The following is a 13,534-nucleotide window of genomic DNA, read 5'->3' as shown; positions in this document are numbered from 1 at the left end:
CAGGGAGGCTAGCATGGCGACGATGACCGACGACAAGGTGAAACGACGACTGACCACCGTGCTGTGCGCCGACGTGTACGGCTATTCGCGTCTCATGGAAGCGGACGAAACCGGAACGTTGGAGACGCTCCGCCGCTACCGCACGGCCATCGCCCGATTGGTCGAACGCCATGACGGCCGCATCGTCAACACCTGGGGCGATGCCGTGATCGCCGAGTTCGCCAGCGTCGTCGAGGCGGTGCAATGCGCTGTCGAGATTCAGCAGGAGATCGCAAGTCAGGCTTCGAACGCGCCGCAGGCGAGCGCGATGCAATTTCGCATCGGCATCAACCTCGGCGACGTCATGGTGGACGGCTCCGACATCTATGGCGACGGGGTCAATATCGCGTCGCGGCTGCAGGAGCTCGCTGAGCCCGGCGGCGTCGTGATCTCGAGCTCGGTCTACGACCAGGTGCACAACAAACTGTCTGTCGGCTTCGACTGCCTCGGCCAGCGTCCGATGAAGAACATTGCACCTCTGACCAGCTATCGGCTGACCCTGGGCGGCCAGGCCCCGGTGCCGGGGAGCTTCGGCATCCAGAACAGCATGCTTCCCTCGGAGCGGGCGCGTACTCCCCGGGTGGACGACGCGCGCGCGCCATCGTCGTCGACAAATGTCGTCTTGGAGTGGCTCACGAAGCTACCCCGCCCGATCGCGGCGGCCCTCACCGTGTCGGCCTTCCTGATCGTGATCAATCTCCTCACCAGCCACCGGATCTGGTTCCATTGGCCGGTCGCAGCCATTCTCTTCGGTGCTGCCATGCGCATGGTGCTCGGAAACCGACCTGAATCGGACAGCAGGACAGAGCGCTAAACGAGGCGTACAACCGTAGCGCCTCCCGCTGCGCAAATTTCCGATTCAAGCGCTCTCCAGAGCCTAATCGTCGTTGTCGTCATAGGGACGCGGTTGCGCTTGCGGAGGCAACGCATCGTCATAACGCGGCGGCGGTGCGGCGCGATTGCGTGGCACCTGCTGCTGCGGCGGCATCTGGTTGTTGGACTGGAACACGGCGCGGCAGCCACTCGATAGCTGCGGCGTATTCTGCCGCAGGCAGGCGGTGATCCGGCCGACGTCCGGAATCTGATCGCTGCACAGACGCCAGACGTCCGGCGTGCAGGCCATCTGCTGTTCCATGGTCCCGCGATATTCTTCGGCGAATGCTGCGCCCGGCGCCACCATGCCGCCGATCGCAAGCACGACACCCAGCGCAATCCGCTCTGTTCGCATGTCCCGATCCTTCCCGATACCTGTCGATTCTCATCAATCAATGAGGCGGGAGCCGGTTCTGGACCAACAAAAAAATGTGAAAAAGGCAGCTGGAACCTACTCCACCTTGCCGATCTTCTTCACCGCCGCGATCAGCCGCGTGCTGTCCGTCGCGACGAATTGCGCGAAGGCCGGCGCATCCTGATAGGCGACGAGGCTGCCCGAGGTCTCGAAGGCCTTGAGCACGTCGGAACTCGTCATCACCTGCGCCATCGCCTCGCGCAGGCGGGTCGCGATCGGCGCAGGAAGAGAGCTCTGTGCGAACAGTCCGGCCCAGATGTACATCTCGACGTCCTTGTAGCCGAGCTCCTGGAAGGTCGGCACATCAGGGAAGCTCGCGATGCGCTGCGCGCCGCAATTGCCGAGCACGCGCAGCTTGCCGTCGTCGACCTGCGGCTTCAGCGTACCGGGCGCTGCGGCGATCGCCTGCACGGTGCCGCTGAGCAACGCGGTGAGCGCCGGACCTGCGCCACGGAACGGCACGTGCAGCAGCTTGATGCCGGCGCTGTTCGCGAACATCTCCATCGCCACGTGCAGCGTGCCGTAGGGCCCGGACGAGCCATAAGTGATCTGGCCCGGCCGCTTCCTGGCATCCTCGACGAAGTCCTGCGCCGTCTTCCATGGCGCCGAGGCCGGCACTGCCAGCAGCGTGGGATCCGCGAGCACGCGCGCGATCGGCATGAACTGCGAGACCTCATAGGCGACGGGGCGGTCGAACAGCCGGTCGGCCTCGGGCAGCACCGCGAGCGAGGACAGCGTCATCAGCAGCGTGTAGCCGTCGGGTTCGGCGCGTGCCGCCGCGGCATTGCCGACCGAGCCGCCGCCGCCGCCGGCCCGGTTGTCGACGATGACGGGCTTGCCCAGGATCCGCTCCAGCGCCATCGCCACCGGCCGCGCCGCGAGATCGGCCTGGCCGCCCGCGGGAAACGGCACGATCATCGTGATGTTGCGCGCCGGATAGGTTTGCGCGGAGGCCGGATCCGGTGCTGCGAGCCGCAACAACGGCAGTGCCGCAACGGCGCGCAAGAGATCGCGTCGATCCATGATGGTGCCCTCCCCCTGATCTTCCTTGTTTGGCTGCCAGCCTAACCCGCCGAGCGGCAAGAACAAGCCGTTTACGAAGCGTTCACCATGCCCGCCTCCGCCAGGAACGCATGTCTGGACAGGCTGTTGCCCTCTTAGGGAGAGTGAGCGATGCGGAATCTGGCAACCATCGACGTCGCGCTGGACGAGATGCTGGTGAATCTCGCGGCGATCGTGTTGCGGCTGTCAGAGCCCGAACTGACGCGGACACCGGAAGCGCGCCGCGCTTTGGCGCAATCCGTCCACCAATACGGCGTATGCGCCGCGCGATCGAGCGACCCGCGCGTTCACGAATTGAAGACGCAGCTGGAGGCGACGCTGAAGCCGAGCTTGCGCATCGCTGCGATCGATGGCGTGAAGGTGGTGTAAGCAGGCGCCGTCATTGCGAGGAGCTCTTGCGACGAAGCAATCCACAATCCCTCCGCAGAGACAATCTGGATTGCTTCGCTCCGCTCGCAATGACTGGTAGCGTTGAAGCCGCTCGGCTTCCTACGACGCCTTTGCTCTTGCGCGCGGCCGGCGCTTGCACGTGCCCGGCAGCTTGGCTGCGAGGAAATCGCCGAGCGCTTCGACGCGGGCGGGACGCGGACCGCCGGGCGGCGTCACCAGGTGCACGGCGCCTTCGGCCTGCTTCCAGTCTTTCAGGATCACTTCGACCTCGCCGGACGAGATCGCCTCGCCGACGATGAATTCGGGCAGCTCGGCGATGCCCAGCCCCGCGATCAGCGCCGGCATCACCGCTTCGCCGTTGTTGACGCGGAGCTGTCCGCCCGGGCGCACGCTGGCCTGTTCGCCCGCGGAATTGGTGTAGTGCCAGATGTTGGGCGTCGACATGTAGGCGTAGCTGAAGCATTTGTGCTCGGCCAGGTGCATCGGATGCGTCGGCCGTCCGTGCTTCTTCAGATATGACGGCGCGGCCACCGTGAAGCGCGGCATGGTGAAGAGCCGCCGTGCGATCAGCGAGGAGTCCGGCAGCCGCGCGATCCGGATCGCCATGTCAAAGCCTTCGCCGATCAGGTCGACGGTTGCATCGCTCAGATGGAGATCGACCGAAACTTCCGGATAGGTCTCGAAGAATTCCGGCAGCAATGGTGCCACCGCCTTGATGCCGAACGTCATGGGCACGGCGAGCCGCACCAGCCCGCGCGGCGCCACCGATTGCGCCAGCGCCTCGTTCTCCGCCGCTTCGCCGTCGGCCAGAAGCCGCGTCGCACGCTCGGCGAGCTTGTGACCGGCGTCGGTCAGCGCAAGCCGGCGTGAGGTGCGGTTGAACAGCCGGGCGCCGAGCCGCTCCTCCAGGCGCGTGACCGCCTTGGAGACCGTGGCTTTCGACATCGAAAGCTCGCTCGCGGCCCCCGCAAACGACCGCAATTCGACGACTTTTGCGAAAATCGCGAGCGCCTCGAAGTCCGGGAGTTTTGCCATGGGAGCCGGTCCGATCGGAATGAATGTAGAAACAATGTGTTTCGATAGTTTCTATTTCTATACCACAGGCGGAGGCTTATCCAAGGGTCATCAGACATTCAGGACTGGAGAAATCCAATGACCAAGAAGCTCTCAGGCAAGGTTGCCCTCGTCACCGGCGGCTCGCGCGGCATCGGCGCGGCCTCTGCCCGCGCTCTCGCCGATGAAGGCGCCGACATCGCCATCAGCTATGTCGCTTCGCCCGAAAAGGCCGAAGCGGTCGTCACCGAGTTGAAGGCCCGTGGCGTCAAGGCGCGCGCCTTCAAGGCCGATCAAGCGTCAGCCAAGGACGTCACCAAGCTGGTCAACGATGTCGCCAGGGAATTCGGCCATCTCGACATCCTCGTCAACAACGCCGGCGTCGCTGCTGGTGGCGCGACCGACGATGCCAATGCCGACACTGGCGCGCTGGATCGTCAGGACCAGGTCAACGTCCACGGCGTCATCGCGGCGATCCGCGCCGCCTCGCAATTGATGGGTGAAGGCGGCCGCATTGTCACCGTCGGCTCGATGCTGGCCGACCGTGCCTCGTTCCCCGGCCTTGCCGACTACGTCGCAACCAAGGCGGCCGTGGTCGGTTACACCAAGGGCGCCGCACGGGACCTCGGCCCGCGCGGCATCACCGTGAACGTGGTGCAGCCCGGCTCGATCGACACCGACATGAATCCGAAGGATGGCGGCGAATTCGCCGAGACCCAGCGCAAGCAGCACGCGCTGCAGCGCTTCGGCCGGCCCGAGGAAGTTGCCGCCGGAATCGTCTTCCTCGCAAGCCCTGAAGCCTCCTTCGTCACCGGCACCGTTCTCAACGTCGACGGCGGGTTCGGCGCCTGATCAAGGCGCGTCCCACCCGCATACAAGGACCACGCAAATGATCGAACTCAGACCTTTCGACAAGCTCGGCGGCGCCGACCACGGCTGGCTCAAGGCCAAGCACCACTTCTCCTTCGCCAGCCATTATGATCCGAACAATATGGGCCATGGCTCTTTGAGGGTGTGGAACGACGACGAGATCGCGCCCAACACCGGCTTTCCCGCCCATCCCCACGCCAACATGGAAATCATCACCTATGTGCGCGAAGGCGCGATCACCCATCAGGACAGCCTCGGCAATCAGGGCCGTACCGAAGCGGGCGACGTGCAGGTGATGAGCGCCGGCAGCGGCATCCGCCACTCCGAGTACAATCTGGAGCCGGGCAAGACCCGGATCTTCCAGATCTGGATCGAGCCAACGCTGCGCGGCGGACAGCCGACCTGGGGCTCGAAGCCGTTTCCGAAGGCCGATCGCTCCGGCAAGCTCGTCACCATCGCGAGCGGGATCGAAGGTGACACGGACGCGCTGCCGATCAGCGCCGATGCGCGGGTGCTCGCCACCACGCTGAAGGCGGGCGAGAGCGCCGAGTACGAGCCGCAAAAGTCGCGGCACCTCTATTTGGTGCCTGCGGCGGGTTCGGTCGAGATCAACGGCGTGCGGGTCAATGCCCGAGACGGCGCCGCAATTCGCGACGAGGATCGGCTGAAGATCACCGCGCTGGAAGATACCGAGCTCGTGCTCGTCGACGCGGCGTAGCCACACGACAATTCGTCATGCCCGGGCTTGACCCGGGCATCCATCACCTTCGCAAGAAGCTTTTCCAAGCCTGATGGATTGCCGGGTCAAGCCCGGCAATGACAGCGAACAAGACAACTCGACGCACCAAACCCACACACGGAGACTACCCATGACCAAAGTTCTCGTCCTCTATTATTCCGCCTATGGCCACATCGAAGCGATGGCGAATGCCGTCGCCGAAGGCGCGCGCGAGGCCGGCGTCACAGTCGACATCAAGCGCGTGCCGGAGCTGGTGCCGGCCGAGGTCGCGAAAGCCTCCTATTACAAGGTCGATCAGGCCGCGCCGGTTGCCAAGATCGAAGACCTCGCCGATTACGACGCGATCATCGTCGGCACCGGCACCCGCTTCGGCCGCATGGCCTCGCAGATGGCCAACTTCCTCGACCAGGCCGGCGGGCTCTGGGCCAAGGGCGCGCTGCACGGCAAGGTCGGCGGCGCCTTCACCTCGACCGCGACCCAGCATGGCGGCCAGGAGACGACGCTGTTTTCGATCATCACCAACCTGCTGCATTTCGGCATGGTCGTGGTCGGCATGAACTACGGCTTCGCCGGTCAGATGAAGCTCGACGAGGTCACGGGCGGCGCGCCCTACGGCGCCACCACGATCACCGGCGGCGACGGCAGCCGCCAGCCCAGCGCCAACGAACTCGCCGGCGCGCGCTATCAGGGCCGCCAGATCGCGGAGACCGCCAAGAAGCTGCATGGCTGAAGCGCAGGTTGACGTGGGCGGCATTCCCGTTCGGGAATGCCGCTTCAGCGCATTTCCTTGCCCATGGCTCGCGCCGCAAGGGCGGCGAGCGCGGGATGGCGGCGCAGGCCCTGCGCGGCATGATCGCGCCACGCAAAGGGAGCGCCGCGCCAGGACAGCGCGACGCTGACATCGGTCAGCGGGACCCTCTTGGCACCGAAGCGCCGCTTGTAGTCCTGATTGCCGATGCTGAGGTCGAAACGGCGCACGCCCTCGGCGTGCAGCGTCGCCATCGTGCGCTCGGTGACGAGCAGCCCCGGCGAGCAGCTCGACCATGAATTGCCGGCGTGGCTGATGCGCAGGAGGTAATAGGTCGTGCCGGATCTGACGCCGAACGCGGTGGCGACGGTGCCCTCGTCGCAGACGAGCGCCGTGACGACGGCATAGCCTTCCGCGACGCCCCGCCTGGCGACCTCGCGATAGAATCGCGCATGAGTTTGATCGTTGAGGATGAACCGCGAGCCGAGCTGGCGCATGCGCGTCTGCTGCTGCACATCCATCACGTCGAGCATCTCGTGCGCGCGCGCAACGTCCGCGGCGATCTCGAACCGCGCGCCTTGGTGCCGGCTGAAGACGCGCCAGCAACGCGGCATCTGCATGCGCTTGATCGAGGCCTGATAGTCCGCGTAGTCGTCGCCCATCAACACGACATTGCCGTTCAGCGAGGAGGATCCAATCCGCCCGAGCGACACCAGCGGATTTGCCCTGCCGCCGACCTCGGCCGGCATCTTCCGCAGCCGCAGCAGATCGAAGCGGTCCGGCAAGGCGCGCAACGCCTCGACCAGGGCCCCGCCGATCGCATCCCTTGCGGTGGCGTCCAACGCGGCATCGAGCGCAAGGATCGGCGCATTGTTGTCGGAGACGCCGAGATCGGCGAATTCGACGATGCGGATGCCGCGCCTGACATGGCTGATCATCGGCACCACCGCGATATCCTTGCCGGTGGCGGCATCGGAGATCACGGCAATCAACGGCGCGACGTCATCGAAGGCCTGGTACCAGGCCTCGAGCCAGTAGCCATGCTGAAAGGCAGTGCGATGCCCGGCATTCAGGCGCGACGCGGCCTGCCGCCAGTCACGCACGAAATCGATCGCGATGTCCGAGGTGCCGGACACAAGACCATCCAATTGCTCGACGCCGACAACCGACATCGGCGCGGAATACGATTCCTGGGTGCTTCCGGATAGATCATGTTTTGTCGCAGACCGGCTTATCGTTAAGCTATTGCCACTGCCAACAGACGCGAGAACTCTCATGGCGCCGGTTCCGTCTGCTCGACGCATTGGAACCTGGCCAGGAAATGCAGGCCGGCCACCGCGAGCGCGAACATGAACCAGATGGGGTTTTGCCGTTCGAGCAGGAAGGTCTCGGTCGCGCCGTAATACAGGCCGAACAGCCAAACGGCCAGGAACAGCTTTGCCAGCGCTCTGCTGCGACTATGAGCCTGGGCTGACTGGAAATTGCCGAGCGGTGCGAGCACGAAGACGAGGATCACGAGCAGCAGCCCCGGCAGGCCGATGGTGACCGCGAGGTCGAGATAGCTGTTGTGGCTGTGCGCCGCCGACGTCGCCCATTCGGCGCCCTGCGCCGTCTGCCGCGCCGTGACGTCGTCCCAGAAAGCCGCATAACCGTGGCCGGTGACCGGCTTCTCAGCGACGGCTGCCAGCGCAAACTCCCAGATCGCGGAGCGGCCGGTGAAGGTCGGATCGAGCGGCAGCAGGCGCGTCATCGCGCCCAAGGCCGAGCTCAAGACGCTGCCGACCGTCAGCAGATTCATCACGATCAGCGGCACGAAGCAGATGATCCGCTTCAGCCACAGGCCGGGAGTGACATAGACCAGCGATGCCAGCGCGTAGATCGCAAGGCAGAGCACCGACGACGTCTTGCCGCCGGTGAAGATCAGGAAGATGCCGGCGAGCGCTGCGATCGCGGGGCCCATCACGAACGAGCCGACGGCGGTCAGGTAGATGCCGACATAGACCAGGATGGTCATCACGGGCGAGGCGATATTCTTGTGCCCGAAACTGCCGCGCCAGTCGCCGGCAAGCTGCGGCTCGCCGATATCGAGCGCGGTGTGGATCGAATAATGCGGCGCGAGGAAGACGCCGAGATAGCACAGCGCGAGCAGCACCAGCGCAGCTCCGCCCAGGCACAAATTGAAGCTGCGCTGCGTCGGCGGCAGCAATGGCAGCAGGACGGCGAGCGATGTTACGCTGGCGGCGAGCACGAAGCGCTGGAGCGAGACGCCGCGGCTCTCGGAGAGGGCGATGTTGATCACCAGCCAGCCCAAGAGGCAGAGGTGAAGCGGTGTCACCAGCGTCTTCAGGGCGGGCGCATCCGTGGTGGCCACCAGCAGCACCGCGACCGCAGCGAGCAGCCCCCAGGCCACATAGGCCAGCGCCATCCGTCCGCCGACGACGGCGGCGACATCGGGATTGCGCAGGTCCGGGAAGGGATCGAGCGTCACCAGCACCAGCAGCAGCGCCCCGACGGCGACGAGGCAACGAGCCGCCTGCACGGCATTCAGCTCCGCAAGGCCGTCACGGAAGGCACGGCCCAGCGATCGGGCCCCGAGGTCGGTCATGTCGGCGGCGCTGCGGTCCATGGATCAAGGCACCTGCTGACGCCGGTGAAGCTCCAGCTCCGGGCTCAGCCCCGTTGAACGTTCATCGCCGGGCCTTTCGGGCGTCTGCGCCGCCGGTCGGCGCACGATGCTGCGCGCGATCTCGTAATATTGCAGCGCGCGTTGCTCCAGCGTGAGACTGTCCAGGACATAGCCGCGCGGATCGAACACGCCCGCGGCACATCCTTCCCAGAAACTTTCCCACCCCGCCTCGAAGCCCGCGACGTCGATGAACTTGGCCCCGCAGCGCTCGTCCCAATACGGCACCGACGACACCGGCGCGAACTGCACGCGGTGCGGATAGTAATCGGGGTCCCGCCACGGGCCGCCCGGATCCCAGGCGAAAACCGGCACGCCGCACGACAAGGCCTGCTGATAGGCGATGCCCTGGCTCTCGTTCTGGCACAGGAAGATCATCGCGCGCGAACGCGCCAGCGCTTCCTGATATTCTTCCTCCTTGTAGCTGCCATAGCGCAGCTCAGTGAAGGAGCGGCCCTCCTTGCGCAGGCGGGCATGGACGAGTTCGATCAGCTCCGGCGCATAGCGCTCGCGGTCCCAATGGACCTTGTCGTAGATCAGCACATCGACCGTCTTCCGAGACGCGTGCGACGGCGCCCACAGATCGGTGTCGATGCCGACCGGCCAGGCCTCCGTTTCGGGCCAATACGGCCGGTACATGTCGACGTACCAGGGGCCGGGCACCACGACCTTCTTCACCGGCAGGCGCTTGAACAGATCGGGGTCGTCGAGCGGATGATTGTGCGCGGCGACGCCGAGCAGGATCGGGTTCTTCCACGTGAACTTGTCGAGCAGGAAGGTGCGGCCGATGATGCAGGCGAGCTCTTCGGGATGCTGCGCGATGTAGCCGTAATCGTTGACGCGGTAGCGGATGCCGAGCCGGTCGAGTCCCGCACAGAGATTGAGGAACACGCGAAGCTGGCCGCTCATGCGCGGCTCGCCGAGCAGCAGGCGGCGCGCGACGCGCCGCAGATGCCGGTCGCCGGGGAACCAGCGATCGTCCTTGTCCTCGTAGAAGAGGTTGAGGATCATCGCATCGGGGTCGTGTTCGAACGTCTTAGCGGGCACTGGATCCATCCGCGGCAGCAGGTAGCGCATTCTCGCATGAGACCGGCTGTCGCACTCTTGCAAATTTACGTCAGGCTTAATGCCAGCGGCTTAACGCTAACTGACGAAACCCGCGCCGCGCACACGTTCCCGTCAACGATCCGACTGTACTGCGAGTATCATTCGCGGAGCCTGCCGATGTTGCGATCGATCGCATCGTCGCTTCGGCAGATGCGCCCTGGTTAACAGACTCTTAAAGGCGAGCCGTGGCTCAGATCACCGCCGAAGACGTTCTCGATTTGCCGGCCACCACACGTCTCGTTCCGGCGGCACGCCAGCCGCTGCCATCGAGCTCGACCTGGTCGGTGTCGGTCGTCATTCCCGCCAAGAACGTCGCTGCCTATGTCGGCGAAACCCTCGCCAGCGCACTGGCGCAAAGCGAGGTGGGCGAGGTGATCGTCGTGGACGACGGGTCGACCGACAACACCGCCGCCATCGTCCGAGGCATTCGCGATCCGCGGCTGCGCCTGATCACCAATGATTCCGCCGGCGTATCGGCGGCGCGCAATCTCGGTGCACGATATGCCCGCGGCGACTGGCTGCTCTTCCTCGATGCCGACGACCGCCTTCGCCGTGGCGCAGTGGCGTCATTGCTCGCGGCGGCACGCGGGGCTCCGCGGGCGGTGCTCGTCTATGGCGATTACAACACGATCGACAGCGAGGGACACCAGATCGGCCGACGCGGCCTGCTGAAGGGGCGCCGGAAGCCGTCCGGCGACGTGCTGACGCGGCTCGCCGCCGGCAATTTCATCGTCAACGGCGGCATCGCGCTCGCACGCGCAGAAGCCTTCCGGGCCATCGGCGGTTTCGACACCTCGCTCAGATATTGCGAGGATTGGCATTGCTGGTGCCGCCTGGCAGCGATCGGCGAGTTCGAATTCGCGCCGAAACTGCTGCTCGATTATCGCCTGCACACCGCCAACACCATGAACGCCGCGGTGCGGACGCCGAAGGATTTCTTTCCGGCCATCGCGCGGGTGTTCGACGACGGGCTGATCCTGGCACGCCTGCCCGAGGGCACCGCGGCCGGACTGCGCCTCGCCGCCGAACTTCACCTCATCACTTACTCAGCGATGCAGGCGGTTCGCTTCGGCCGGTATCGCCAAGCCTTTTTCTATCTCGGAATGGTCGGCCGGCGCTCGCTCAAGGCGTTGCCGCGCGCCGCGGCCAGGACCGCCCTCGCCCGCTTCGGTATCTGATCGTCACGACACGATCTTCGAGGCCTCGTAGGGCTTGGGCGCAAAGCCAAAGGCCGCGAGCATGGAGCCTATCGCGACCATCACGGGATGCATTGCCACCACGGCCTTCGACGACGTCAGCAGGCCTGCGGACCGAACCAGCGAGAGCGGCAGTCGCCCGAGCATCTGCGCGAACACCCGCGCCCGCGCCGACGTGGTCCGCGCGGCCTTGTGCTGCACACTATAATTGATCGCGCCGATGCGCAGGCCGCGCTTGGCGATCCAGCCGAGGCTGGTGCGGCTCTGCGGCACGGTCTCGGTGATGACCGCCTCCGCCGTCCAGTGGAAGATCATGCCGGCATCACGGCACCGCACAAAGAAATCGCAATCGCCGCCGCCGAGGAAATTGAAGCGCAGGTCGAAGGCGGGACGCTCGAACCGCTCGAAGGCGGACCGCGTGATCAGACAATTGCCGCAGCCATAGATCAGCGGCACCGCGCCGGAATAGTCGTAGGCGGGACAGAAGGCGGGATGACGCGACAGCCAGGGCTTGCTGTCGTCATCGAAGTCAGGCAGCACCGGACCGCCGACCACATCGGCGCCGGTCGCCTCCGCGGTGCGTACCATCAGCTCGAGCCAGTCGGGCGATGCGATCTCGTCGTCGTCGATCATCAGGAAGCGGGTCGCGGCAGGAAACAGCGCCTGCGCCGTCTCGAACGCAGCGTTGATCGCCTGGCAATTGCCCTGCCGCTTCTCGACCAGACAGACGCCCTGCAACCTGCCGGCTGCCAGATATTCCGCGGCGACCGGCGCGCTCTCGCGCTGCGTGGCATCGTTCTCGACCATGACGACGGCAAAGGAACGCGGGGTCCGCTGGTTCGCTAGAGAGTCCAGCGTCAGCCGCAGATGCTGCGGACGGCGGAAGCAGGGAATGCAGACCACGATACCGACCGACAGGTCGATGACCCCGGAGCTCGCCACGATCTCCCGGTTGGGATCGCGCACGGCATCCGAGATACGCGCGGCAGACAGGTCTGTCGGGATCAATGTCATGACGCTCTCAATGTCCGAGATATGTTGAAAAAGCCCTGCTTCATTCGAAACGTCCCGCGTCGACACATCGTCGCGGGACAGATGCGTCCCAAAACGAACGCCGAGCCGGCCGACGCTCGCCGACGCAAAACCGTAATCTCCGGCCATGCGCTGCACTTTACCTTGTTCCCGTGTTTTCCGGCGCCGAACCTGCCGCGCGTGATACTGCAATTCGCGGTCCATTGCGCAGGCAACGGTCCAACATGAACAATGCCGTAGTTAATGCCTATGCGCTTTAACCCGACCGAAAGCACTGCAACCGGTGAGACGTCGCGGCATCCGATTTGCTCTTCGGGCTCGCGATATTTTTCCTGTAAATTTGAATAGAACAAGCGCGGTCCAGAACAATGAACAAGCCAGCCACGATCGATTTCGCGACAGCCACGGCGATCCAGATCCCCGCGGCCGCTGCACCCGTCCAGGCGTTGCACGATCTCGTCCCCGGCGAAGCGCGCGACAGCCTGCTCGCCGTTCACGACGTGCTGCGGCGCGAACTGCCACAAGGCCAGCTCGCCATCTATGAAGCCGGCGGCGGCTCGTGCAGCGTCCTGCCGCCGGAATTGCCTGGCCGCAGCAAGGTCACCGTCGTCGATATCGACGAGGACCAGGTCCGCAACAACACCTATGCGGATGAGGCGATCCTCGGCGACGTGCAGACCTACCGTTTCGGACGCGAGACCTTCGACCTGGTGATCTGCTACAACGTGATCGAGCATCTGCCCCATGTCGACGCCGCGCTGCTGAACTTTCGCGATGCGCTCAAGCGCGGCGGGCTGATCCTGATCGGCGCGCCCAATCCCCGCTCACTGTCCGGCATCGTCACCAAATATTCGCCGCACTGGTTTCACGTCTGGTTCTACCGGCACATCCGCGGCATCAAGGATGCCGGCCTGCCCGGCGAGCCGCCGTTTCCGACCTTCTTCCATCCGCTGGTGACGCTGCCCCGGCTCGAAGCCTTCGCGACCGCCAACGGCCTGGAGATGATCTACCGCCGTGAGGTCGAGAGCCCGCGCTATCCCGAGATGCGCCGGCGCAAGCCGCTGTTCGCGGCGCTCGTGGACGCCGGCGCGGCCGTGCTGAATACCATGTTGTCGCGTGGGACCGACGTCCGTCGCGGCGACTATCACGTCATCCTGCGGAAAAGCTGAGCATCATGACGCGCGCGCGGCCCATTGCAGAACAGGCGGAGCCTCGCGGCCATGCCGTGCGCGGTAACGAACCGTTAATCTCCCGGGAGCCCCGGCATCGCTGGCGTCACGAGGACGCACCGCGGAGTGGCGAGCGCTTAAACGCTTTGTTTGCCATT

14 protein-coding genes are annotated in these 13,534 nt (G+C 65.2%); 7 read left to right on the top strand and 7 right to left on the bottom strand.

Annotated features, from left to right (window positions below):
- The first annotated feature begins 22 nt into the window (after positions 1-22).
- On the top strand, positions 23-853 hold the full coding sequence (locus CIT40_RS05395; protein WP_094895150.1) for an adenylate/guanylate cyclase domain-containing protein: 831 nt from the start codon (positions 23-25) through the stop codon (positions 851-853).
- 63 nt (positions 854-916) lie between these two features.
- Here the strand turns inward: CIT40_RS05395 and CIT40_RS05390 are convergent, their stop codons facing one another.
- Both CIT40_RS05390 and CIT40_RS05385 read right to left on the bottom strand, forming a co-directional pair.
- On the bottom strand, positions 917-1,267 hold the full coding sequence (locus CIT40_RS05390; RefSeq protein ID WP_094894777.1) for a hypothetical protein: 351 nt from the start codon (positions 1,265-1,267) through the stop codon (positions 917-919).
- A 96-nt stretch (positions 1,268-1,363) separates the two neighbouring features.
- Complete coding sequence (locus CIT40_RS05385; RefSeq protein WP_094894774.1) at positions 1,364-2,350, bottom strand: tripartite tricarboxylate transporter substrate binding protein; 987 nt, start codon at positions 2,348-2,350, stop codon at positions 1,364-1,366.
- 150 nt (positions 2,351-2,500) lie between these two features.
- On the opposite strand from CIT40_RS05385, the gene CIT40_RS05380 reads away from it, so the two are divergent.
- The gene (locus CIT40_RS05380; protein ID WP_094894771.1) at positions 2,501-2,758 is read left to right on the top strand and encodes a hypothetical protein; all 258 of its coding nucleotides are present in this window, start codon (positions 2,501-2,503) and stop codon (positions 2,756-2,758) included.
- Between the two features lie 120 nt (positions 2,759-2,878).
- Here CIT40_RS05380 and CIT40_RS05375 read toward each other — a convergent pair whose 3' ends face one another.
- On the bottom strand, positions 2,879-3,814 hold the full coding sequence (locus tag CIT40_RS05375; RefSeq protein ID WP_094894769.1) for a LysR family transcriptional regulator: 936 nt from the start codon (positions 3,812-3,814) through the stop codon (positions 2,879-2,881).
- 117 nt (positions 3,815-3,931) lie between these two features.
- Between CIT40_RS05375 and CIT40_RS05370 the strand changes: the two genes are divergently transcribed.
- From CIT40_RS05370 to wrbA, 3 genes are all read left to right on the top strand, one after another.
- A complete protein-coding gene (locus CIT40_RS05370) occupies positions 3,932-4,684 on the top strand; it encodes an SDR family NAD(P)-dependent oxidoreductase (protein WP_094894767.1) in 753 nt (250 codons plus the stop codon).
- Between the two features lie 37 nt (positions 4,685-4,721).
- A complete protein-coding gene (locus CIT40_RS05365) occupies positions 4,722-5,420 on the top strand; it encodes a pirin family protein (RefSeq protein ID WP_094894765.1) in 699 nt (232 codons plus the stop codon).
- A gap of 151 nt (positions 5,421-5,571) precedes the next feature.
- A complete protein-coding gene (gene wrbA / locus CIT40_RS05360) occupies positions 5,572-6,171 on the top strand; it encodes an NAD(P)H:quinone oxidoreductase (protein ID WP_094894763.1) in 600 nt (199 codons plus the stop codon).
- A 44-nt stretch (positions 6,172-6,215) separates the two neighbouring features.
- Here the strand turns inward: wrbA and CIT40_RS05355 are convergent, their stop codons facing one another.
- The 3 genes from CIT40_RS05355 to CIT40_RS05345 all read right to left on the bottom strand — a co-directional run bounded on the left by CIT40_RS05355 (position 6,216) and on the right by CIT40_RS05345 (position 9,919).
- Positions 6,216-7,361: a GNAT family N-acetyltransferase gene (locus tag CIT40_RS05355; RefSeq protein WP_162307359.1), complete on the bottom strand. Its 1,146-nt coding sequence runs from the start codon at positions 7,359-7,361 to the stop codon at positions 6,216-6,218.
- A gap of 101 nt (positions 7,362-7,462) precedes the next feature.
- Positions 7,463-8,815 carry an O-antigen ligase family protein gene (locus CIT40_RS05350; protein WP_094894762.1) on the bottom strand — a complete coding sequence of 451 codons (1,353 nt, stop codon included), beginning with the start codon at positions 8,813-8,815 and terminating at the stop codon, positions 7,463-7,465.
- Positions 8,816-8,818: 3 nt separating this feature from the next.
- On the bottom strand, positions 8,819-9,919 hold the full coding sequence (locus tag CIT40_RS05345) for a glycosyltransferase (RefSeq protein WP_094895148.1): 1,101 nt from the start codon (positions 9,917-9,919) through the stop codon (positions 8,819-8,821).
- A 245-nt stretch (positions 9,920-10,164) separates the two neighbouring features.
- Between CIT40_RS05345 and CIT40_RS05340 the strand changes: the two genes are divergently transcribed.
- On the top strand, positions 10,165-11,157 hold the full coding sequence (locus CIT40_RS05340; protein WP_162307358.1) for a glycosyltransferase: 993 nt from the start codon (positions 10,165-10,167) through the stop codon (positions 11,155-11,157).
- A gap of 3 nt (positions 11,158-11,160) precedes the next feature.
- On the opposite strand, the gene CIT40_RS05335 is transcribed toward CIT40_RS05340, so the two are convergent.
- Entirely contained in the window at positions 11,161-12,189 is a 1,029-nt protein-coding gene (locus CIT40_RS05335) for a glycosyltransferase family 2 protein (protein ID WP_094895146.1), read from the bottom strand.
- A gap of 386 nt (positions 12,190-12,575) precedes the next feature.
- Between CIT40_RS05335 and CIT40_RS05330 the strand changes: the two genes are divergently transcribed.
- Positions 12,576-13,376, top strand: coding sequence for a class I SAM-dependent methyltransferase (locus tag CIT40_RS05330; RefSeq protein WP_094894760.1), 801 nt, complete (start codon positions 12,576-12,578; stop codon positions 13,374-13,376).
- The last annotated feature ends 158 nt before the right edge of the window (positions 13,377-13,534 follow it).

Source organism: Bradyrhizobium amphicarpaeae, from assembly GCF_002266435.3.
GTDB classification, from domain to species: Bacteria; Pseudomonadota; Alphaproteobacteria; order Rhizobiales; family Xanthobacteraceae; genus Bradyrhizobium; species Bradyrhizobium amphicarpaeae.
This window is presented reverse-complemented; position numbering and strand designations above follow the sequence as displayed.